The organism is Archangium lansingense, from assembly GCF_026626635.1.
Lineage (GTDB): Bacteria > Myxococcota > Myxococcia > Myxococcales > Myxococcaceae > Archangium > Archangium lansingense.
In genome coordinates this window covers 5,571,471-5,593,981 of sequence record NZ_JAPNKA010000001.1, presented here as the reverse complement: position 1 = coordinate 5,593,981, position 22,511 = coordinate 5,571,471, and the positions used below count along the sequence as shown (strand labels likewise).

The 22,511-nt window shown below is 66.7% G+C and carries 19 protein-coding genes; 12 read left to right on the top strand and 7 right to left on the bottom strand.

Annotated features, from left to right (window positions below; all coding sequences use genetic code 11):
- Window positions 1-22: 22 nt before the first annotated feature.
- Window positions 23-2,167 (bottom strand): PAS domain-containing protein, encoded by a 2,145-nt coding sequence (locus tag OV287_RS23005; protein WP_267536177.1) that lies wholly within the window; start codon window positions 2,165-2,167, stop codon window positions 23-25.
- Between the two features lie 275 nt (window positions 2,168-2,442).
- Between OV287_RS23005 and OV287_RS23000 the strand changes: the two genes are divergently transcribed.
- From OV287_RS23000 to OV287_RS22985, 5 genes are all read left to right on the top strand, one after another.
- Window positions 2,443-2,736: a hypothetical protein gene (locus OV287_RS23000; RefSeq protein WP_267536176.1), complete on the top strand. Its 294-nt coding sequence runs from the start codon at window positions 2,443-2,445 to the stop codon at window positions 2,734-2,736.
- The gene (locus OV287_RS56480; protein ID WP_373371840.1) at window positions 2,618-3,067 is read left to right on the top strand and encodes an ADP-ribosylglycohydrolase family protein; all 450 of its coding nucleotides are present in this window, start codon (window positions 2,618-2,620) and stop codon (window positions 3,065-3,067) included. Before OV287_RS23000 ends, OV287_RS56480 begins: the two co-directional genes overlap by 119 nt.
- Before the next feature lie 124 nt (window positions 3,068-3,191).
- The gene (locus tag OV287_RS22995; protein ID WP_267536175.1) at window positions 3,192-7,616 is read left to right on the top strand and encodes a trifunctional serine/threonine-protein kinase/ATP-binding protein/sensor histidine kinase; all 4,425 of its coding nucleotides are present in this window, start codon (window positions 3,192-3,194) and stop codon (window positions 7,614-7,616) included.
- A 195-nt stretch (window positions 7,617-7,811) separates the two neighbouring features.
- Entirely contained in the window at window positions 7,812-8,234 is a 423-nt protein-coding gene (locus OV287_RS22990; RefSeq protein WP_267536174.1) for a hypothetical protein, read from the top strand.
- A 108-nt stretch (window positions 8,235-8,342) separates the two neighbouring features.
- Window positions 8,343-8,798 carry a hypothetical protein gene (locus OV287_RS22985; RefSeq protein WP_267536173.1) on the top strand — a complete coding sequence of 152 codons (456 nt, stop codon included), beginning with the start codon at window positions 8,343-8,345 and terminating at the stop codon, window positions 8,796-8,798.
- A 241-nt stretch (window positions 8,799-9,039) separates the two neighbouring features.
- On the opposite strand, the gene OV287_RS22980 is transcribed toward OV287_RS22985, so the two are convergent.
- The gene (locus OV287_RS22980; protein WP_267536172.1) at window positions 9,040-9,903 is read right to left on the bottom strand and encodes a LysR family transcriptional regulator; all 864 of its coding nucleotides are present in this window, start codon (window positions 9,901-9,903) and stop codon (window positions 9,040-9,042) included.
- Between the two features lie 110 nt (window positions 9,904-10,013).
- On the opposite strand from OV287_RS22980, the gene OV287_RS22975 reads away from it, so the two are divergent.
- The 4 genes from OV287_RS22975 (at window position 10,014) to OV287_RS22960 (ending at window position 13,659) form a co-directional block, all read left to right on the top strand.
- Complete coding sequence (locus tag OV287_RS22975) at window positions 10,014-10,661, top strand: RNA 2'-phosphotransferase (protein ID WP_267536171.1); 648 nt, start codon at window positions 10,014-10,016, stop codon at window positions 10,659-10,661.
- A 229-nt stretch (window positions 10,662-10,890) separates the two neighbouring features.
- Window positions 10,891-11,565 (top strand): FKBP-type peptidyl-prolyl cis-trans isomerase N-terminal domain-containing protein, encoded by a 675-nt coding sequence (locus OV287_RS22970; protein ID WP_267536170.1) that lies wholly within the window; start codon window positions 10,891-10,893, stop codon window positions 11,563-11,565.
- 17 nt (window positions 11,566-11,582) lie between these two features.
- Entirely contained in the window at window positions 11,583-13,247 is a 1,665-nt protein-coding gene (locus OV287_RS22965) for an esterase/lipase family protein (protein WP_267536169.1), read from the top strand.
- A 241-nt stretch (window positions 13,248-13,488) separates the two neighbouring features.
- The gene (locus OV287_RS22960; protein ID WP_267536168.1) at window positions 13,489-13,659 is read left to right on the top strand and encodes a hypothetical protein; all 171 of its coding nucleotides are present in this window, start codon (window positions 13,489-13,491) and stop codon (window positions 13,657-13,659) included.
- A 73-nt stretch (window positions 13,660-13,732) separates the two neighbouring features.
- On the opposite strand, the gene OV287_RS22955 is transcribed toward OV287_RS22960, so the two are convergent.
- From OV287_RS22955 to OV287_RS22940, 4 genes are all read right to left on the bottom strand, one after another.
- Complete coding sequence (locus OV287_RS22955; protein WP_267536167.1) at window positions 13,733-14,599, bottom strand: GNAT family N-acetyltransferase; 867 nt, start codon at window positions 14,597-14,599, stop codon at window positions 13,733-13,735.
- 126 nt (window positions 14,600-14,725) lie between these two features.
- Window positions 14,726-16,387, bottom strand: a complete 1,662-nt coding sequence (locus OV287_RS22950; protein ID WP_267536166.1) for a serine/threonine protein kinase — start codon at window positions 16,385-16,387, stop codon at window positions 14,726-14,728.
- Between the two features lie 209 nt (window positions 16,388-16,596).
- A complete protein-coding gene (locus OV287_RS22945) occupies window positions 16,597-17,766 on the bottom strand; it encodes an exonuclease/endonuclease/phosphatase family protein (RefSeq protein WP_267536165.1) in 1,170 nt (389 codons plus the stop codon).
- Window positions 17,763-18,623: a lipase secretion chaperone gene (locus OV287_RS22940; RefSeq protein WP_267536164.1), complete on the bottom strand. Its 861-nt coding sequence runs from the start codon at window positions 18,621-18,623 to the stop codon at window positions 17,763-17,765. Before OV287_RS22940 ends, OV287_RS22945 begins: the two co-directional genes overlap by 4 nt.
- A 561-nt stretch (window positions 18,624-19,184) precedes the next feature.
- Here OV287_RS22940 and OV287_RS22935 point away from each other — a divergent pair.
- The 3 genes from OV287_RS22935 to OV287_RS22925 all read left to right on the top strand — a co-directional run bounded on the left by OV287_RS22935 (window position 19,185) and on the right by OV287_RS22925 (window position 22,241).
- Entirely contained in the window at window positions 19,185-20,627 is a 1,443-nt protein-coding gene (locus OV287_RS22935) for a hypothetical protein (RefSeq protein WP_267536163.1), read from the top strand.
- A 693-nt stretch (window positions 20,628-21,320) separates the two neighbouring features.
- Window positions 21,321-21,797 carry a hypothetical protein gene (locus OV287_RS22930; RefSeq protein WP_267536162.1) on the top strand — a complete coding sequence of 159 codons (477 nt, stop codon included), beginning with the start codon at window positions 21,321-21,323 and terminating at the stop codon, window positions 21,795-21,797.
- A 48-nt stretch (window positions 21,798-21,845) separates the two neighbouring features.
- Window positions 21,846-22,241, top strand: a complete 396-nt coding sequence (locus tag OV287_RS22925) for a hypothetical protein (protein ID WP_267536161.1) — start codon at window positions 21,846-21,848, stop codon at window positions 22,239-22,241.
- An 11-nt stretch (window positions 22,242-22,252) separates the two neighbouring features.
- Here the strand turns inward: OV287_RS22925 and OV287_RS22920 are convergent, their stop codons facing one another.
- Window positions 22,253-22,402: a hypothetical protein gene (locus tag OV287_RS22920; RefSeq protein ID WP_267536160.1), complete on the bottom strand. Its 150-nt coding sequence runs from the start codon at window positions 22,400-22,402 to the stop codon at window positions 22,253-22,255.
- Window positions 22,403-22,511: the final 109 nt, after the last annotated feature.

Here is a 22,511-nt window from a genome sequence, read left to right as displayed (position 1 = left end):
GTTCCTGGCGGTCTGAAGGCCCTCAGCTCACAGGGAGGAGCAGGGAGAAGGTCGTCCCACGGCCGGGCTCGCTTTGCACCCCCAGCTCGCCGCCCATCTTCTGGATGATGGACTGGCTGATGGACAGACCGAGCCCCGTCCCCGCGCCAGCGGGTTTGGTGGTGAAGAACGGCTCGAAGATGCGGGGCAGCACCTCGGGAGGAATTCCGTGGCCAGTGTCCGAGATGTCGACACGCACCCGCTCCCCGTCCATCGCCGTGCTCACACGGAGAACATGGCGCTCCGGGCCTCCGGACCGCATGGCCTGGGCCGCGTTGATGATCAGGTTGAGGAAGACCTGGCTGAGCCGCCCCTCACTGGCGGACACAAGCGGCAACGAGGCCGCGTAGTGTCGCTCCAGCCGAGCCGTGTGCTTCAGCTCGTTGTGAGCCATGCGCAGCACGACATCCAGGCACGAGTGGATGTCCACGGCAGTCAGCTCCTCGCCCGCCGTATGCGAGAAGAACCGCATGTCGCGCACGATGTCTCGGATGCGCCGCCCCCCAACCAGGCACTCGGCGAGCACGTCCTTCACCTCGGCGATCGTCTCTCCCAAGCGCGGCGGCAAGCCCGGCACCGCCGCCAGCTCCCGCTCCAGCTCGTCCCGCCACTCCTGGAGGTAAGCGAGGTTGGAGAGCACATAGGAGGTGGGGTTGTTGATCTCATGGGCGATGCCCGCCGCCAGCGCTCCCATGGCGGCAAGCCGATCGTTCTGGATGCTCTGCTGCTCGAGCCGCCGCTTCGCGGTGAGATCCTCGCCGACGATGAGCAGGCACCGCGTGGCTCCCGTCACCTGGAGCGATGCGGCGATGCCGAGCGCCACCCGCCCCCCGTCCGCCGAGCGCAGCCCCTGGTCCTCTAAACGCACCGTGCCGCGCACACACAGGTCCTTCAGTGTCTGGCGCAGCGGCTCACGCTCGTCCTCGGGGGCAAGCGACTCGAAGGAGGTACCGAGCAACTGTTCACGGGAGAGACCCAGCAACCGCTCCGCCACCGGGTTCACCTTCAGCACGCGCCCGTCCTCATCGAGCACGAAGACGGCCTCCCGGGAGTGCTCCATGAGATGGAGGGTGCGCTCGTGAGCCTCGCGAACCTGTTCCTCCAAGTGGGCGGCGTGCCGCTCGATGAGCGCCTTGGCCTCCTGCATCGTGGCTTCCTGACGGCGGCGCTCGCTGATATCGGCGTAGATGCCGACCACCCCCTTCACCGTCCCATCCGGATCCTTCAGCGGCACCTTGCTCGTCAGGACCCAGGACAGCTCTCCATCAAGCCGATCGATGGGCTCCTCGAAGGAGAGCTTGGGGATGCCGGACTCCATCACCTCCCGATCGTCCCGGCGGTAGGCCTCGGCACGCATGCTCGACAACACGGGCAGCTCGAAGTCCGTCCTGCCGATGAGCTCCTCCGGTGTGGACATGCCCATGTCGCGGGCGAACTGGGGGTTGCAGCCCAGGTAGACGCTGTTGCGATCCTTCCAGAACACCGAGTGGGGAATGTGGGTGAGCAGGCTGGTGAGCAGCTCCTGTTGATCCAACAACTGGCGCTCGATGCGCTGGCGCTCGCGCATCTCCGCCTGCAGGAACGAATTGAGGGAGCGCATCCGCTCCTGGGCCTGCTCCAGCTCGGTATTGCGCGCCTTGAGTTGCCGCAGTTGGGTGCGCACGCGCAGCATCTGCTCGAGCTGGCGCTTGAGCCCCATCAGACAGCGGCGCTGGGATTCACTCAATCCACGGGGGCGCCGGTCAATGACGCAGAGCGTGCCAATCGGAAAGCCGTCTTCCGTCTGGATGGGCGCTCCCGCGTAGAAGCGAATGAACGGCTCGCCCTGAACGAGCGGATTGGTGGAGAAGCGCTCATCCGCAATGGCGTCCTCGACGAGGAAAACGCCCTCTCTCTCAATGGCATGGGTGCAGAAGGAGATGACCCGCTCCGTCTCGCGCACCCCATGGAGCCCCACGTTGGCCTTGAACCACTGTCGATCCCGGTCCACCAGGCTGATCAGCGCGATGGGCGTGCCGCACGACTCCGCGGCGAGCCGGACGATGTCGTCATAGTCAGGCTCGGGCGGCGTATCGAGGATGCCGGCGCGTTCGAGGGCCTGCAGGCGCCGCACTTCGTCTCGCTTCAAGAGAGGAGCTGGAGTGTGCATAGGGCGTGGATCGAACCGTCACACATTTCCAAGGCACACGCGTGAGGCATGTAGGTCCCAGCCCCCAAAGCGCGCAACGGACCTGGACAACCAGCAACCGCATCACAACACGAATTGCCCACTATCTTTCACTCCCCCGGAACTCGCGCTCCCAGGAGGCCGCTGCGATGAGCACCCGGAGTGGCTGGGATAGCGGCTGGCCCATGGATCGTGTACAATAGACACTTAGCTCTCGAAGTACACGAGGATGCGCCATGCTGAACACAGGAACGCCTGCCGATCATTGCGCTCGCCTGGAGCGCGCCCGCCTGTCGCTGGACGGGCTGTCCGTGGGGGATGCCTTCGGGGAGCGCTTCTTCGTGCCGCCCACCACCGCCGCGTCGATGGTGGAACAACGAACCACGCCCTTAGGGCCGTGGAACTACACCGATGACACGGAGATGGCGCTTCCATCCGGAAGGACAGGCGTGGGCCATCGCTATCGCCGTGGCGGCGGCCTGGGCGTACCGGTGGAGGGAGACGCATTCACCCGCCTCGCAGCTTCTTGAGGCCGTGCTGGAACACACCCCGCCAGGTGCCACGCGGCGAGGGCTGCAAAAGGCCCGGACGTTGCCACTCGAGACCGCTCCCGCACTGGCCGCCAGGGAGCTGGGCAGCGGGGAGCGGGTCATCTCGGAGGACACAGTGCCCTATTCCGTATGGTGCGCGGCCCGCCACCTGGACAACTACGCGGAGGCTCTCTGGAGCACCGTCTCTGGATACGGGGACCGCGATACCACCTGTGCCATCGTGGGAGGCATCGTCGCCTTGAGCGCGGGGCGAGCGTCCATTCCCCCAGCATGGCTGGAGGCCAGAGAGCCCCTCCCGAGAAGGTTCTAAACTCCACTGGCTGTTCTGAATCCCAAGAATATCAGTGAACTGATGGGAATTGGAGGATGAGTCCCCAGGTACTTGGGCCTGGGAAGTGGCATGCTCTCCTTTGCATCATCCCGCCCATCCCTTTATGCGCGACACCCCTGGCGCTGACGCGCCCAGCCGCTTCCTCCTCCCCCAGCGCCTCTACGGACGAGACACGCACGTCGCCACGTTGCTGCAAGGCTTCGAGCGAGTCGCCCAGGGAAGCCGCCCGGAGCTCATCCTGGTCCGCGGCTATTCCGGCATTGGGAAGTCCTCGGTGGTGCACGCGCTGGAAGAGCCCGTGGTGCGGCGGAGCGGATTCTTCCTGAGCGGGAAGTCGGATCAGTTCCTGCGGGATATTCCCTATGCCACCCTGGCAGAGGCCCTGGGCGGCCTGGTGCAGCAGCTCCTGGCAGGCTCGGGCAAGCAGCTCGCCCCGTGGCGCGAGCGGCTGCGCGAGGCCTGGGGCGAGCAGGGCCAGGTCCTCGTGGACGTCGTCCCCCAGCTCGAGCGCGTGGTGGGCCGGCAGCCGGCCGTCCCGGAGCTGCCACCCAGCGAGTCCCAGCACCGCTTCTACCGGCTGTTTCAGAAGTTCCTCGGCGTATTCGCCACACGCGAGCACCCGCTCGCGGTGTTCCTGGATGACCTGCATTGGGCCGACCTGGCCAGCCTCAGGCTCCTCCAACACCTGCTCACCCACCCGGACACGCCGCCGTTGCTGTTGCTTGGCGCCTACCGAGACAACGAGGTGAGCCCCTCTCACCCTCTCTCGCTGACGCTGACGGAGCTCCGCAAGGCGGGAGTGCGAATGACGGATATCCGGCTCGAGCCGCTGAGCCGCGAGCACATCCGGCAGCTCGTCGCGGATTCGCTCCCGGGAGCGGGCGAGGGCACGGTGGGGCCCCTGTCGGCCCTGGCCCACGAGAAGACCGGTGGTAACCCGTTCTTCCTCACCCAGTTCATGTTGACGCTGCACCATGACGGCCTGCTGACTCGGACGCCCGAGGGCGGATGGCGGTGGGATGCGGCGGGAGTCCGGGCAAAGGACTACTCCGACAACGTCGCCGACTTCATGGTGAGCCGGCTGCGCCAGTTTCCCGTCCGGACGCAGCACCTGCTGCAGCTCGCCGCGTGCGTGGGCAGTGCCTTCCCGCGCGAGCTGCTGATTGTCCTCTCCGGCACTGCGCCGGGCGAGGTGGAAGCGGGCCTCGAGGAGGCGCTCCAGGAGGGCTTGCTGGTGCGCGCCGGCCTGGAGCATTGCCGGTTCCTGCACGATCGCATCCAGCAGGCGGCCCATGACCTCATCCCCGCGCAGGAGCGGAAGGCCGTCCACCTGCGCATCGGCCGTCTGCTGCTGGCGGGCCAATCCCCGGAGGAGGTCCACGAGAAGATCTTCGATGTGGTGGGGCAGCTCAACGCAGGGGTGGATCTGATCAGCGACGAGGGGGAGCGCCATCGTGTTGCTCGGCTGAACGCCGAGGCGGGCTGGAAGGCCCGGTCCTCGACCGCGTTCCGCTCGGCCGCGAACTTCTTCGCACTGGCCTTCTCGCTCATTCCAGGCGAGCCCTGGGAGACGGACCCGGAGCTGGCGTTCAAGCTCCAACTGGATCGGGCGCACAGTGAGTTCATGAGCGGCAACGCCGCCGAGGCGCGCCGGCTGGTAGAGGAGCTCCGGCCCCGGGCGCGGGCCCGCGTGGACATGGCGGCGGTCTATCGCCTGGAGAGCGACCTGCTCCTCGCCGCCAATGAGATCCAGGGTGCCAAGTCCTGTCTGCTGGAGGCCCTGGCCCAGCTGGGCATGCCACTCCCGCCCCACCCTTCCCGGAAAGAGGTGGTGGCCGCCAACGAGGAAGTCTGGACCCTGTTGGGAGACCGCCCCATCGAGCAGCTCGTCGAGCTGCCTCTCATGACCGACCCGGACATCAAGGCGGTGATGAATGTGCTCGCCGCCCTGTTCACGCCGGCCATCTTCACCGACGAGAACCTGCTCATCCTCCACCTGTGTCGGATGGTCTCCCTGAGCCTCCGGCACGGCAATACCGAGGCCTCCGTCCACGGGTACGGCTGGTATGGCCTGGTGCTGGGAGCCACCTTCAAGCGGTACCGGGAAGGCCATGCCTTCGGTGTGCTCGCGAGCGAGCTGGTCGATCGCCACGGCTTCTCCAGCGCGCGGGGGCGGGCGCTCTACGCCCTGGAGATGAACAGCTACTGGCTCCGGCCCATCTCCTTCTCGCTGGAGATCGTCCGCGACGCCTTCTACCAGGCACTGCAGGGCGGGGACTTCCAGATCGCCTGCTACTGCAGCAACCACATCGTCACGGACCGCCTCGTCCTGGGCCACCCCCTGGAGGAGGTGTACGAAGAGAGCGTCGCGCGCCTCGACTTCGTGCGCCAGACCGGTTTCCAGGCCGCGCAGGACGTCATCATCCACTCCCAGCGCTACGTGCAACAGCTGCGCGGGCTGTCGCGCGCGTTCAACACGATGAGTGGCGACGGCTTCGACGAAGGGGCCTTCGAGGCCAGCCTGACCGTCCAGCACATGAGCACCATGCGGTGCTGGTACTGGCTGCTCAAGCTGCAGTCGCGCTTCATGTGTGGCGACTATGCGCACGCGCTGGAAGCGGGAGACCAGGCCGCCGAGCTCATCTGGAGCTCACTCGGCCACATCCAGCTCCTCAACTTCCACCTCTACCGGGCGCTGACCCTGGCGGCCTGTTACTCGGCGGTGGCACCCCAGGAGCAACGGCACTACCTCGAGGCCATGTGGTACCACCAGCAGCAGCTGGCGGAATGGGCGGACCATTGTCCTGAGAACTTCCGTGCCCCCGAGCGAATGGTCTCCGCGGAGCTCTCCCGCCTCACCGGCGGCATGGAGGAGGCGCTGCGCGCCTATGAGGAGGCCATCCACGCTGCTCGCGCGCACGGCTTCATCCAGAATGTCGGCCTCGCCAACGAGCTGGCCGCGAAGTTCTGGCGCGAGCGTCAGATCCACACCCTCTCCGAAATCTATGCCCGGCAGGCCCGGGAGGCCTATCTGAAGTGGGGCGCATTCGGGAAGGTCCGGCAACTGGAGACCCTGTGGCCCCAGCTCGTCCCCCTCACCGCCCAGCCAGCTCCCCGCGCCGAGTCGGGGGCCACCTGGCAGCTCGACACACTCGCCGCGGTGAGAGCCCAGCAGGCCATCTCCGGAGAGCTGGACCCTGAACGGCTGGCGGCGGAGCTGGTGCGCGTGGCCACCGCGAACGCGGGAGCCCAACGTGGTGCCTTGATGCTCGCCGAAGACGGCAAGCTCACGGTTGCGGCGCTCTCGGGTAGCAGGGAGGAGGAGCTGCCTTGGAGCCTGTTCTCCTATGTGCAGCGCACCGGCGAGCCCGTGCTCATCGATGACACCGCGCTGCCGCACCTCTTCTCGCCCGAGGCCGGCATCGAGCTCGAGCGCGGCCGGCTCCGGTCGGTGCTCTGCATGCCGCTGGTGCGCCAGGAGAAGCTCCAGGGGGTGCTGTACCTGGGCAACATCCTGTCCCCCCACTCCTTCGCCCCGGCGTGCCTGTCGCTGCTCGGACAGCTGGCCGCACAAGCCACCATCTCTCTCGAGAACGCGCGGCGGCATGCTGAGCTCCAGCGCACCGAAGCCGCCCTGCGCCTCGCGAACGACGCGCTCACGCAACGTCTGGAGGAACAGGCGTGGGAGCTCAAGCAGGCCCAGCGCCGGCTGGCGGACGCGGCGCGCGAGGTGGGCACGGCCGAGGTCGCCGCCAGCGTGTTCCACAACATGGGCAACGTCCTCACCAGCGCCGTTCTCAACGCCCATATGCTGCGTGAGAAGGTGGGAGCCTCCCGCATGGTCCGGCTCAAGCAACTCCTGGGCCTGCTCGAGGACTATCAGGGCGATCTGGTGGGCTTCCTGACGCGGGATCCTCGCGGCCCCCAGCTCGCGGGCTACCTCACCAGCCTGGCGGATGAGCTGCTGCGCGAGCACACGTCGATGAAGGAGAGCGCGGGGAAGCTGAAGCAGCACCTCGATCACATGCGCGCCATCCTTCAGGTCCAGCAGGCGTATGCCCGGAACACGCTCCTGCCCGAGGAGTGCGATCTCTCCCAGCTGGTCGAGGATGCCCTGAGCATCCAACTGCCCGCGCTCCAGCGTTACGGCATCACCGTCAACCGGGAGCTTCGCGCGCAGCCCAAGGCGCGGCTGGACAAGCACAGGGTGCTGCAGATCCTCATCAACCTCATCACCAACGCCCGCAACGCCATGAGCGAGCTGCCCGAGGCGCAGCGGCTGATGCACGTCCGGCTCGATGCGGAGGGGGGAACGGCGCGCATCCAGGTGGTGGACAGCGGCAAGGGGATCGCCGCGGAGCACCGCGAGCGGCTGTTCACGCAAGGCTTCACCACGCGCGAGGATGGGCAGGGGCTGGGGCTCTACTCGAGCGCGCTGGCGGCGAGGTCGATGGGAGGGCGGCTCACGCTGGAAAGCGAAGGGCCGGGCAAGGGGGCCACGGCCACCCTGGAGCTCCCGCTCGCGTAGTGGAGGGCCCGGGCAAGCAACTTTTTCCCATCCGGTGCGAGAATGAGGCAACGCATCGATTTTCGAGTCAACCGGAGCCCGCCATGACCTCCATCAATTCGAGGAGGCCGCACCGGCCATTTCCAGGCTTCCCATCGACAACGGCGGGACTACACCTCCATACTCCCCAGTGCCAACATCACCCCTGAGGTCCGAATGAGCGATGGAACCGACATTGAGCAACTCGCTGCTCCCCCGCCGATCTCCGCCGCGCTGCGCGCGCAGATCCTCGCGGACCCGAACGTGGCGAAGATCGCCGCAGAGCTCGAGATGAGCCTCGACGAGTTCGTCAACACCGTCGGGTACTACATGAACAACCCGGGCGTGGAGCCCGCGTTCCTCGTCGTCAGCGACGAGAACCTCAGGAAGATGGGGGTCGAGCCGCCCAGCGCCGAGGCCATCGAGGCCAACGTGCGCGCCAGCGTCGAGGCCATCAAGGCCGGTCAGGCCCCGAGCGGTTTCGAGGATGCGCGCAAGAAGGGCGTGGATCTGGGTGCTCAGGGCGGCGAGGCCGTAAAAACCCAGGGCGCTGGCCTCGACGACGCGGTGAAAAAGGGCCGAACCACGCTAAAGCCCTGATTTCACAGGGCTTTCAAAAAAAGCTTCACCCACAGGCAACTCCAACCCGCTACCTCCGATAATCCCTTCAACGCAGCACTTTTTCAGCCCCACACAAGAGAGTTCGCCATGGGATTTATCAAGAGCATTGGGAAGGCGTTCAAGTCGATCGGTAACTTCGCCAAGAAGGCGGTTGGCTTCGCGGACAAGCTTCTCAACGGTCCCCTCGGGAAGATCGCCTCGTTCATCCCGGGCGTTGGTCCCTTCATCGCCGGCGCCGGGAAGATCGTCGGCATGGCGAACGGCGTCCTCAACGGTGGCGGCCTCAAGGGCATCATCGGCGGCCTCGTCGGCAACCTGGGCGGCGGTCTGCTCGGCAAGGCCGGTTCGCTCCTGAGCAAGACGGGCCTCGGCTCCATCATCGGCCTGGGCTCGCAGGCCAACAGCTCGGGCGGCGTCCTGGACCTGGTCAAGGGCCTGATGAGCTCCCGCAAGGGCGACCAGACTCCTGCCGCGCAGGGCGACAAGTACAACCTCGGCCAGTTCGCGGCGTTCAAGCTCGCCAACCTGCTCAAGGCCGCCTGATCGATCTGCTTCCGCTTCACTCCACGGGGTGCACGCTCAACGGCGTGCACCCCGTTTTCTTTTCTGCCCCTCGCCTCGTGCGCTCGTCGTCTCGCTGCTGGCGGACGTTCCGGGCTTGCCCATGTCACACGCGGCAGGCAGCCTCGTCTTGCCCTCGGAAGTCATCCCTTGACGAGGACAACGAGCCAGACCACCGCCCTGCAGCTCCCGGAAGACCGCCTCCATGTTGTTGTGAGGAGCTTCAGCGCTGCTCGCGACGCAGGGTCTCCACCACCTCCTCGACCAGCGGGGTACCCCGCCCGCGGCGCATCAGAATCCGGTAGGTGGTGGAGGGCAGTCCGCGAACCGCCAGCCGCGTCAGTTCCGGGGTGGGCACCAAGGCGTTGACGAGCCCCACTCCCACCTCGAGCGCGGCCAGCCGGCAGACAGCCTCCCATCCGGTCACCTCCACGGCCACCCGGAGCGGCAGGCCATGCGCTGCCGCTAGCTCCTCGAGGGTGGTGCGCAGCACGCGGCCCGGCGGAGGGAGCAGCAGCGGGTGGGCAAGCAGGGCGCGCGCGTCTACCTCCTGGCTTGCTCGCGAGAGCGGATGGGCGCGAGGAACCACCGCGAGCAGCGGGGTGGTGAGGAGCGGGAGAGAACGCAGGCCGGGGGTAGTGCCCGCGGGACCAGCGGCCACGGCCAGGTGGGCCGTTCCGCGCTCCACCGCGGCAGCCGCCGCCGGCCCATCGAGCACGAGGAAGGAGAGCACCCCGGGCCGGGCACGCGCGAGCGCCGCCAGCCGCCCGGAGACGACGTGCACGAGTGCCCCCTCCCCACACGCAAGCACCACCCGCTGCATCGCCCGCCCCCCGTGCAGCTCTGCCCGAAGTGACTGCTCGCGCTCCAGCACGTCACGCGCCCAGGCGAGCACCCTCCCCCCCTCCGCCGTCATCTGCAGCGTGCGCCCTCGACGCTCGTAGAGAGTCACCTCCAACTCCCGCGCCACCGCCTGCAACCGCGAGTGCATGGCGGGCTGCGACAACCCGACCGTCCTCCCGGAGCGGGTGAGGTTGCAGCCAGCCTCGGCGAAAGCCACCAGGGCACGCAGTCCATCGAGTTCCATGATGAGCAACTATCCATCTCATGGATACCTCGTGAGAAGCTCCGATTTCACCTCGGAGCCCCCGCGGGGCTACCTTCTCGGGTGAACGCTGATTCCGAGAGAACCCGACCATGTCTCCCCATCACCGCGCATCTCCTGACTCACCGGCCCTCGTCGCGAGGTCCAAGAAACTCTCATGGCTGCTGCGCCACGGCGCGCGGGAGTCCGGACTGTCCATGGACGAGGCCGGGTTTGCCTCCGTGGCAGACGTGCTGCGCCTCACCGGGCTGTCACTGACCCAGCTCGAGTCCGTGGTGCTCCACAACACCAAGGCCCGCTTCGAGCTGAGGGGCGAGTGGGTGCGGGCCGTGCAAGGACACTCGCCCGAGGGGACTCCCGTCACCCTGGAGGGGCTGGAGCGCAGTTGGGAGGAAGTGCTCGAAGACGCGCTGCTCTACCATGGCACCTCGGTGGGTGCCGCGCGGGCCATCCTCGACAGCGAGGGGGTGCACGCAGCCTCGCGCAGCCACGTGCACCTGGCGCCCGCGGTGGATGCCACGGTCGGCAAGCGGGCCGGGGTGGACGTGCTGCTGGTGGTCTGTCCCGTCCGGCTGCGCGAGGCCGGCCTGCGAGTCTTTCGGGCCCCCAACGGTGTGCTGCTCGCACGCGCTGTCCCCCGCCATGCTGTCACAGACGTGGTGACAGCCACGGCCGCCGGCAAGCAGGTGCTCGGGGAGCTGCTGCGCCGCATCTCTGGGGCGGTCAGCCCTCGCCATTGAAGCTCAAAGTATTACCTGACGCGTCTATTCCCTCCGCCTGACGCATTCACTCCCACCCCTGACGCGTCAGGTGCCCCTCGCGTGCCGCCACTTCCTGGGCGGCGCCGAGGGAGAACCTCACCCGGAGGACTCCCCGGACGCTGGCACGGGGATTGATTCAGCGTGAGTTCGCCGCTGCCTCAAGACGTGCTGTTGCCCCAACCTCCATCACCCCAGGGAGTCCGACCCCATGAAGCACCTCATGTTCATCCTCCTTTTCACCGCGGCGACTGCGCACGCTGCTGCGCCCGCAACCGACAAGGAGCGAGACAGCTACTCCATCGGCCAGGACCTCGCGAGCTCGGTCAAGCAGCTCGAAGTGGACGTAGACATCAACGCGCTGGTCCAGGGCTTGCGCGACAGCCTGGAGGGGAAGGCTCCGCAAATGAGCGCAGCGGACCTCACCAGGTCTCGGGACCGGGTCCAGAACTCGATGCTCCAGAACCGCAAGACGAAGCGCGACGCGGACGCGGCGAAGTTCGGCAAGGCGGGCCAGGACTTCCTCGCGAAGAACAAGGCCACGACGGGCGTGGTCACCACCGCCAGCGGTCTCCAGTACCAGGTGCTGACCCCCGCCACGGGCGCGAAGCCCGGCCCCATGAGCCGAGTGGTCTTCGACTACAAGGCCACCGTGGTCGGCGGCGCGGAGTTCGACAGCTCCGCCTCCCGTGGCAAGCCCGCCACCCTGGGCGTCAGCGACGGCATCAAGGGCTGGACGGAGGCCTTCCAGCTCATGCCCGTGGGCAGCACGTACCGCTTCGCCGTGCCGCCGCAGCTGGCCTACGGCGCCCAGGGAATCCCCGGCAAGGTCCCGCCGAACGCAACTGTCCTCTACGAGATCACCCTGCGCGAAATCGCGAAGTGAGCGGCCGGAGACCTTCCATGACCTTCCTCCAGAACAGATACGTGGGGCTGGCCGCGATGCTGCTGTTGATGGGCACGACGGCTGCCGCGCAGACACTCGACTGCCAGACGTACCAAGAGCGGATACCCGCCGCGGGGCTCACCCCCAATCCGAAGGCGGTGGCGATGGTGCCGCTCGACAAGCAGAAGGCGGGCTACGTCCGGGTGGGCGGCGGGTGCGAGGTGTCCCGCTTCGGCTTCGAGTCCGTGCACGCCGCGGTGATGGTCCAGAACGCACCGGACAGGGAGTTCGGCTGGCGGTGCAAGGGCGCGGATCCGGCGTTCGTCTCCAATCCGGCCTGGGCTCGCGCGTCCGTCACCTACTGCCGGGCCTCTGATGCGAGCGGCGCCACGCTGCCGCTGCAATGCACGACGCTCACCAAGAGGACGGGCCTCCTGCGCAACCCCACCGTCGAGGTGACGCTCACGCCGGCCCTCGTCTCCGACGGCTACGTCGTGGTCTCCGGCGGCTGTGACACCTCGCACTTCGGCAACGGCTCCGTGCACGCGGAGAACGTGGTCATCTCCCGGCCCACGCCCGGAGGCCAGGGCTGGTACTGCCAGGCAGCGGATCCGCCGAACCACGGGCAGGACGCCACGGTCGAGGCATCGCTCGTCGCTTGCCGCGTGGGCCCCACGGCGGTGACCCCGAAGCCCAACCTCCAGTGCACCGTGACGCAGGGCACCCAGGGCACGGGGGCCTATCCGAAGTCCATCGCCAAGGGGGCGTCCAAGGCGCTGGGCGGCGGCTGCGAGCTGTCCTATGCCGGCAATGGCTCCGCCCACGCGGAGTTCATGGTGCAGCAGGGGCCCCAGGCCGACGGGAGCTGGGCCTGTCTCGCCGCGGATCCGCCACTCATCTCCAACCCCGGCACCGCGAAGGCCAGCACGGTGAGTTGCAACCTCACCACCAGCACCCTGCCGCCGCCGGTGACCGCGCCGACGACGCGCAAGAACCCGATCATCATCGTCGGGGGAACCCTGGCGACGGAGATCATCTACTGGGTCCTGGAGGGACGGCTCCGGGCGGACGGCTACTACGTCGAGTTCTTCGAGCTGCCCGGAGGCGGGTTGATCGACATCCGCGAGGGCGCGCAGGCGCTCAAGAACCGGATAGCGGAGGTGCTGCTGAAGACGGGCGCGGAGAAGGTCAACCTCATCGGCCACAGCCAGGGAGGCATCACGTCCCGGACCTACGTCCATGATTACGGCTGGCGCGTCGTCGATAACCTCATCAGCCTGGGCACACCCCACAAGGGCACCCACGCCGACCCCCTGCTGGCCGCGCTGCTGGTCGGGTGCACGGGCCAACCCACGGACAAGCCCATCTGCACCCAGCTGCGCGCTGGCGCCTTCCTGGACGAGATCAACAAGCGGGCTTCCGACGACGGCATTGCCTACACGAACATCAACAGCGTGAAGCCGCTCGACGTGTTCACGGACGGGCTCACCAACGGCCGCATGGACAACTGCGACCGCACCAATGCGCAGGGCCAGACCCTGAGGTGCAACATCACGGTGCAGGAGGACTGCCCGGGCAACCTCGTCGAGCACATCGGGCTCGCGTCGAACGGCGTCGTCTACAGCGGCATCCGGCAGGCCTTGAACAACCAACCGGTCAAGCTCGATTGCTCGGCGCTCTGAGAGGATATGGCCATGAATGACAAGAAATGGTTGCTCCGGCTGTGCCTCGCCCTCCTGACGCTCTCTGGCGCCGCATCCGCGGCCACCCCGACCTACCAGACTCAGACCATCGAAGGCTGGACGGTGAACATCGACACCCGCCTACCGGCGATGAACAAGGCCGCGACGGACAAGGCCGTCGTGCTCCTGACGGGACAGTTGAAGGAGCAACACGGCTGCCGTCCCGGAGCAGCGGTGGAAGGTGACGCCGGAGATCAACGGCACCTTCCGGCTGACGAATCAGGCGCAGGGCGAGACCCTCTCGCTGGACATCATCAACGACGGCAAGGCCAACAACGCCCCCATCCTCGCCAAGAAGGCGCTCGTCTCGGGGCAGTTGTGGAAGGTGTCCCCTGTGAGCCCCTGTCCCTAGCCGTTGGGACTTGAAGAGAAGGGCCGCATCCCGCCGGTCTGTGCGCGACACGGACCGGCGGGCACGCCGCTCATCAGGTCCGTGCCATCACCGGAAACCGATGAGGCCCGGGTGGTAGCGTCAGGTTGCGCACGAAGAGATGCGCCTCCAGGTCCTCGCCAACGACGCCCGCCTGAGGCCACCAGCGCTCGGGCGTGAAGCCGAAGTGGACCGCGGTGATCGGCTGGTCAATCAATCGTGGGATGTGCGCACGCAGATCGAAGGACTCGAGCGCGAAGATGTCGTCGACATACAACGTGCCGTCCTCCACCCCGGCGAGCACCCAGGCCTTGTCGCTCAGCTGGCGAAGCGGCCGTGAGAAGGCATTCGCCGCATACCAGCTCGCGATCCTCGCGGAGCTACGCGCACCAAAGCGCTCAGTCACTGCAAGCCCCTTGTCGGACAACGAGACCAGACCCGCGCGGACGTGGGCCTCGGCCAGCTCGAGCACCGGCGCGGCCTCGCCTCCTGGCGCCGCATGGAGCTCGGTGCCGAACAGCGCCTGCTCCCGAGGCGTAAACCCGAAGCGCGGATAGAAGTCACGCACCTTCTCGTTGGCGAACAGCAGCACGGGCGCTCCGCCGCAATACGCGAGCGCCGCCTCCATCACCACCCGTGACAGCCCCTGGCCACGGTGGGAGGGCACGCAGCCAACCGCTCCGAGCTGGTAGCCGATGACCTCGCGGCCCTCGACACACAGCCGCATCCGCGTCACCGATGCATTGGCCACCACCCTCCCCTCTTCGAGCACGGCGAAGGCGCGATAGTCGTCGTTCCATTCACCCCACGCGCACCAGCGCCGGAAGTCCACGGTGCGGAAGACCTGGGGCACGTAGTCACAGAAGGCGGCTTGCAGTACGCGGTCGCGGTGGTCGATTTCCACGGCGGTGGGGATCGTCATGAATGGATTCTCCCACGTGTTGACGACGCGCACACCGGAATCTGCCGCCCGTTGCGTCCTCCACATCAGGAGGGAATGCCTGAGGGGACTGTCCGGACGCCGGGCGTGCCTGGTCGGCCCCCGTGTTCAGAGATTGATTTCATAGGGCTTGCAGTACAGACGTACCCGGTTGCGCTCCGCCGAGGGGACCTTCGCCCACTGCGCGCGGGCATTGGCGAGGTCTCTCTGGCGGCAATGGGCCCGGGTGAGGAGCGAGTACGAGCCCCCGGTAATCTTCGTCCGCTGGCTGCGGCGGGCGAGCCGGAGCGCCTCCGTGGCATCGCCCGCGGCAAGGGCTTGCTCCGCCTCCTGCAGGTCCTTGCGCACCACCTCGGGCACCTCTTCGGACGAGCCCTGGCGCGCGCGGGCCATCGCGGCGGGCCGCGACTCAACAGGAGGAGTCTCGACGGAGGCAGTCTCCTGTACCGGGGTGACCGGCGCTGACTCCTCCTGTCTGGCTTCTGGAGGAGTCTCGGTTGAAGACCCGGCAATGGGAGGCGACAGTGGAGTCGACGGATTCGGGAGAGGCTCCGCCTTCGTCGTGTGCTCCGGTGCACTGACAGTCGGGGTGGAGGCGGACCGCGGACGCAACCCCCACCCGATGGCCGCGGCGCCCAGGAGCAACACCACCGCCGCCCCCAAGACCACTGGCACCTTCGACTTCGGCGGAGCCTCGGGGCGCAGCGATGCCGGGAGAGATGGAACCTCCACCTGGGCTGGCTCGGACTCGGGCGGCGTCTTGGGGCGCAACGACACCGTGCGCGCGGGTGCCTCCGCCTGGGGTGTCTCGGGAGCAGAGCGGACACCCGCTGACGTAGGCGCCACCTGCGGAGGGACCGCTGGACGCAGCTGTTGCTTCGGCTTGGGGAGTGTCTGGAGCGGAGTCCCTGTCAGCTCGGCGATGAACGACGCGACGTCCGGGAAACGCTCCTGCGGCTTCTTCGCGAGCGCCCGGTCCACCGCCGCGGCCACCGCGGCAGGTACGTCCGGACAGAGCGAGCCCAACGGCTCGGCAGGCTCATTCACGATGCGGTAGATGAGCTCCGCCACGGAATCCGAGTAGAAGGGCGGCCGGCCGGTCAGCATCTCGTAGACGATGCCCCCGAGGGCGAACAGGTCCGAGCGGGCATCCACCTCGCTGTTGCGTCCCATCGCCTGCTCGGGCGCCATGTACCGCGGTGTGCCAATCAGCACGCTCTGATCGACCTGGAGGGTCTGCGCGGTGACGAGCTTCGAAATACCGAAGTCGAGCAGCTTCACCTGCTGGCCCACCACGCCCCCGGACTCCGTGGGGACGAGGAACACGTTGCCCGGCTTCAGATCCCGGTGGACCACGCCCGCCTGATGGGCCGTGTGGAGGGCCGAGCCGATCTGCCGCGCGATGAAGAGCGCCTCCTGAAGCGGAAGGGGGCCTTGTCGGATCCGTCGCGAGAGGCTGCTGCCGCGCAGGTACTCCATCACCAGGTAGGGGGTACCGTCCTCCATGCTGTGGAAGTCGAGCACCTCGACGATGTTCGGGTGACCGAGCCGAGAGGTGACCTCCGCTTCACGATGGAAGCGCGCGTACAGCTCGGGCCGCACGTCCTCTCCGACGTGGAGTACCTTCACCGCCACCTGCTTGCCGGGGAGCCGAAGGTGCTGGGCCAGGAAGACCGCCCCCATGCCTCCCTTCCCCAGTTCCGAGATGAGCTCGTAGGTGTCTCGCAGGATGGTGCCAACACGAACGGGAGCCGAAGCTGGATGAGTCATAGGCCTCGCCCTTCTCCCATCAAGGTCTGACGCTGTCTCCATGATCTCAAGCGCCTGCCTGATCCCATACTCCAAGAATCTGAAACCAGGGGCTGCCGGGCGCAGATCGGCTCCTGCTTGCGTCGAGGGCCATGACAGTCCGTCCTCACCGCTCGGCCACGCTCAAGGACGCCTACATCCAGCCGCACTGCACCTCGTTCCAGGCGAGGTCAGCAGTCCGGCGTGACCTTCAACCAGCGGCCGTAGTGGTCGGAGTGGGTGTAATAGGGCCACTTCCGCTGACCTGAATCGAGCGTCATCCAGACAGGGGCCCAGCCGCTGTACTGGATATTGCCGAAGGGGCAGGTGCCGAAGTGGCCGGGCTTGCCGAGCAGCACGGCATCCAGGTCTCCCGTGGCACCGGAGGCCATGCCATTCGGACCGGTGTCGACGGCGGTGCCAACCCAGTTGGACTTGAAGCCAACGGTCTCCTGGCTGCTCATGACGGCATCCATGTAGCGATAGTCCGCCGGCTCGAAGAAGGCCCCGCTGGCGGAGGCTTGCTCCAGCAGTTGATGGCCCCTGGAAGGCCTGGTGACCGCGTCGAAGTCGGCGTTGAGGTCGCCGCCGAGGATGACAAGCGCGGGTGGGTAGCTGGCCCGATTGATGGTGACCGCCTCCTCGATGAAGCCCAGCGACTGCTTCATGTTGGAGATGCGCGAGTTGTCGGAGGGGGTGTCCCCTTCGAGGTGGCCGTTGGTCCCGTAGGTCAGGTGGGTGTTGAAGACGTAGTAGTACCCCCCCTCCTTCGAGAAGATCGCCCCCCAGACGCCCTTCTCCTTGTGCACGTCGGGACCGTTGCTGGTGGTGAAGGCACGAAAGCCAAGCTCCTTCATCAACCGGGTGCCCCGCTTGTAAAACATCACCAGCCCGCTGCAGTCGTTCTCGATGGCGCCGAGGGAGTCATCGCAATACTGCCCGGTGGGGGTCAGCATGCTGTAGCCGCGTGCGACCAGATCGGACCTGGGACCATCTCCGATGATGTCGTCATAGTCCCAGGCTTCCTGGAACAGGAGGATGTCGGCGCACCGAGTCACCTCGCCGAGGCTCTGCTCCATCTCGTCGCCGAAGTCGGTGACGAACGGGACGTTGTGAAAGATGTTGTAGGACACGATGCTGAGCGCACCGGAGTCGTCGCAGGTCTCGTTGAGCTGCCAGGACGGGGTGGCAGAAGGATTGAAGTATTCGTTCGGGCCGACCTCGTCGAACCAGACCTTGGGACGGTTCGAGTAGTAGGCATCGAGCTCGTTCTTGGGCCCATCCTGGGATGAGCAGGCGAGGGTCAGGCCTGAAACGAGGGAGAGCACGGCCCAGCCGGTCTGGAGTTTGCGATTTTTCATTGCAGGTCGTACTTCTCGAACAGTCGCTGATCGACTGCGAGCATTCGTTGGCGCAGTTGCTCTGGGCTCGACTCGCTGGCCAGTTGCTTCAGCAGCAAGTCCCGCTCTTGGTTGAAAGCCTTCAGGCGCTCGCTCCGGGTCTGCTGTTCCTGGTGGTAATCCAGGTAGCGCCGGGCGTACTCGGGGCCGGTGTAGCGCTCGAGCACTTCTCTTCGCTGCTCCGGTCCGAGCACATCCGCCGCCTCTCGGATGCGCAGTTCGTGCCTCGCCAGCTCCACCGGCTCCATGACGGACATGAGCCGCACGCCGTGCTCGTGCTCGATCCGCTGGAGCGCGTCCTGATAGGCGGCAAGCTTCTGCTCGAGCGGCATGCGGGAATCCCCGGCGAGCTCACCCACCCGCTGGGGCAGATCGAGGAGGTCGTCGGACAAGCCGAAGAGACGTCGATCCAATGCGGCACCGGCAATGTCCCGGCGCGCTTCCCGGAACCGCTCGTGGACGGCGAGGAATTCAGCATCAGAGTGGGACCGCGGGTTGCTCGTCACCAGCCTGTCGAACTCCGCGTCGATCCGTGCCAGCATGCTCCAGAAGGCCACGGAGGTGACCTCCTCGGGAAGGGCGAAGCGCTCCTGGAGGTAGGCGAAGAGAAGGCCGCGGCACTCGTCGGCCCCGCGCTGCGGGCTCCCGCAGTACCTGTCGCGGAGGCTCTCCAGGATGCGACCCGGAGCCATTCCGAAGTCGCCTCTCGCGGCGGCACGTTCATAGGCCTGGACCAGCGTCTGGGAGGGCTGAGCCACCAGGAACCGGGCCTCGGGCTCTCGAGGCTGGGCAGCAGCACCCGTTGACGCTCCGGCCACGCCAGGGGCGCGCCCGTTCCCCGGTGGAGTGGTGGCGGCGCTTGCGGTAGAGCGGGTTGTGCTCACCTCGCCAGCAGACTGGACGGGACTCGCGAGGTTCCACCAGACGGCAAGGCCCAGAAACACCAGGCACAGCAAAAATCCCGAGGCTCTCGTGAGGCCGCGCATGACGAGCCGTATCTTGTCACAGCGCGCCCCTCGCCCACATGAGCCTCTGCGTCATCAGGCTCACCAGCCAGGCGAACCAGCGCTCGTGACCTGGGGCAGGCGGCGAATCGGGTGCGAACCCCTAACTCCAGTACCTTGCTGTGAGCAATCGCCACGCGAAGCCCAGTTCCAGCGGCCGTCCCATCAACCGCTGGGCCTCGGACTCCAGGAACCTCTCCGATGCAGGTCACTCTCGTCGGGTTGGGACTCGCGCCGCTGTCCGGCCAGCCAGGCGCCTCCATCTCCTGGCGAACGCTGGCCTCCATCCCTCAGCCAGCGGCGGTTGTGCTCCGCGTGCACAGGATTTCCTGCGCGAGAGCCGCGAGGCTTTCGCTCTCGAGGAGGGGGGAAGACATGAGACGCAGAAATGGGAGCGGGTCTGTCCTGCCGCTGCTACTGGCGGCGGGATTGGCCGCGTGTGGCGGGACGGTGGGGGATGAACCGGTGTCGGAGGCGCCCGCAGAGGTGGCCCAGGCGGCGGGCGAGTCCGGGAGGCCTACCGGCGCGCTGCGCTGGGCCCATCTGCTCACCGGGCCCGATGACAACAGCGGGACCCTCGTCCGGGACAGGGATGGCGGCTTCCTCGCCATGGTGAACTTCGTCGGCAGCATCGACCTCGGCGAGGGCCCCGTCCTGGCTCCGGGGGGCTCGTCCAGCGCCGCGGTGGCGCTCGCGCGCTACGACGTCCAGGGACGCTTGCGGTGGGTGAAGGTCCTCGGTGCCCCGCCGGACTTGCCGGGCCGTGCCTTCGGCTTCCGCCATGCGGTGGACAGGCACCGCAACATCATTCTCTTCCTCGACGCGGATAACGTGGACTTCGGGGAGGGAGTGCTGCTCTCCGGCCTGATCCTCGTGAAGCTCGACCCCAAGGGGCGCCATCTCTGGTCACGCGGCTTCTCCACCGAGCCGGGCTCCCTCAACGTGAACCGCATCGTGACGGACCGGGACGACAACATCGCCCTGGCCGGGGTGATGTCGGGCACGGTGGACTTCGGGCGAGGCCCCCTCTCCACCCGGGAGTTCCCCGTGGGAATCCCCATCCTCAGTGCCTTCCTCACCAAGTACTCCCCCTCGGGCGAGAACCTGTGGACGTTCCTCGACGTGGAGAACCAGAGCGACGGCCTGGGCGCCGCCGTGGATAGCCAGGGCAACTTCCTGCTGTGTGGCTCGGTCATCACCGACGTCCAGACGGAGCCCTTCGTCCTCATGCTCTCGCCGGGGGGCGCCGTGCGCTGGGTGCGGCGGTTGGAGGGGGCGCTCGGGTTCGCCCGGAGCGTGGCCACGCATGGCAACCGGGTGGTGGTGGTGGGCACCTTCGCCTTCACCTTCACCTTCGCGGGGCGAGCGCACACCGCGAGCCTCAATGGCGACATCCTCCAGGATGCCTTCGTCGCCGCCTTCACCCGGGACGGGGAGGAGCGCTGGGCGTGGAACTTCGGCTTCAGCGTCGAGGACGTCGCCATGGATGAGCGGGACGGCGTGGTGGTGGTGGGCAGCTACGAGGCGGGCAGTGGAGACCTCGGGGTGCTGGGGCCCTTGCCTGGCAACCCGGCGACGCTGGCCAACGTTTACGTCGCGAAGTTCAACCGGGTGACGGGGGCGCCGCTCTGGTCGCGAGGCTTCACCGCGAGCGGTCCCGATAGGGGCTCGCCCGGACTCGAGAGCGCCTCCGTCGCGGTGACGAAGGAGGGCCGCGCCGCCGTGCTGGGCCAGTTCTCCGGCACGCTCACGGTGGGCGCCGAAACCCTCGAGGCCGAGGGACCCTCGGATCTCTTCCTGCTCGGCCTGGAGCGCTGAGCCGGTCCGGGGGGCCGGGGAGGACCATTTCCCCGGTCCAACCCGGCTCCACCGGTTATCCTGTTGGAGTTCCGGTAGTCCCCCAAGGCGAGCCGCGCATCCTCGTTGGGAGTAGGCTCGGCTCAGAGCGGCGGGTAACTTTTAGTGGAGGCGGCGGGAATCGAAGCCGCTAAGGGCGGATCCGCCTTCCCGCGGGACCAGAGGCCCCCCCGTTTCCCTCTGAAAATGGAGCGCCCATCCGTCCGGGCGAGTCCATGCGCGTCCGTTCGTTTTGGTCCCCTTGGACCCCTCGCCGGGCGATAAATGCGAGCCCTTCGCTCCCCGTTCTGGCTTCTGGCGCTGATGCCGTAGCCTTCTAATGCCGTGCCCTGATGGCCTCTACCGGACCCGAGCTTCGGCTGCCATGCCCTGGTGGCCTCCACCGGCCCGAGCTTCGCGTGCCGCGCCCTAGTTGTCTCCCCACTGCCCGAGCTTCGCCTATCGCGCACTAGTGGCCTCCATGAGCCCGAGCGCCGTTGACTCGGGTTGAGGCGTCGCCCGAAACTTTCAATCTCGACAAACCGGACAGTACCGGGAAGCACTCTGCCTCCTTCGGACTCGTCCACTCAGCCGAGGTTGAACGGGAGTGCAGGCAGGCAACGCAGCGAAGCACGGAGGGACAAGGCAATGCACCCTGCAGGTCTAACGCGATTGATGGCGCTGCTAACGGCGGTGGCGGTGGGAAGCATCGGATGCGCCCACACGCAAGAGCCCGAGCGCAAGATGTACCTGATCGCCGAGGACGCAAGCAGCATCGACTTTCAAGAAGATGCACGCGGGATCGGCGGAGCTGGGGCTGAAGCTTACTGCAACGAGCTACAAAAGCAGTGCTACACCAAGTGCATGAGGCGCAAGCCTGAGATCCCATCCATCGAGAAACACTCTGGCAAGCACAAAGAGCACTGCACCACGAAGTGTCTCAACGAATTCATGGATTGCGTCAAGAAAATGGAGGAACTGGAGAGACAGGAAGCACAAAGCAAGGAGCTTCAATTCCCAAGCATGAGAGAAGCGCTCGACTGGCTCAAAGTGCACACCCCCGAGGCGCCCCCCGGAACCCATGTAGTCGTGGCCGGAGTAGGCTTTGTTATTGCGATAATCGGCGGCGCGCTCTTTCTTGTTCCCACCTAAGCCAAACATTGCCTTCAAAAACATAAACGCGAAAGGCTCGGCGCTACCATGCCCTACATTCCAGACTTCGACACGGACGCAATCCTCATCGCTCTTAACGCCATCAGCCAGAAGCATCCGGAGGGGTCCCCGGAACGGGACGTAATCGAACTCGCGCAGATCGCATTGGTCTACCCTCGCCACATCCGGAAAGAGGGTGACTTCCGCAGGTTCTACAAAGAATTCTTTGATCCCTCATTCAAGCTCAAGGTCTCCCATGAGTTCGTAACGCGGGAGGATGCAGACAAATGGCTTGCCAGCGGAAACGCGAAGGACGCCGAGCGCGTCAGAATCGCCGGCAAGGGTTTCATGGTCGTTCAACTGCCAGGAAGGTTGACGTTTATGAGCGCACCTCTTGAAGACGAAGAGGTGGAGGAAGACGAATCAGGGGAGGATTCCGAGTAGGCGATTCACGCTTACGGGAACGTCACCTTGCCGATTGCAGCCGTGCGCCCCTCGGCGTCCCATAGCCTGAGGGTGTACGTGCCTTGGGCCTGATTCTCCGTCACTTCAAATTCCACCACCACCCGGCCCCCCTTGCCCCCGGAATACGCAGTGACGGCCACCGTGCTCTCCTCTTGGTAGGAGCGCTGAAGACGGGGACGCCGCTCTCCCTCTCGCTGATACTGGGCGCCATCCTCACGGCCGCCGGGGCCTCGGGGCTGTGAAACTGGG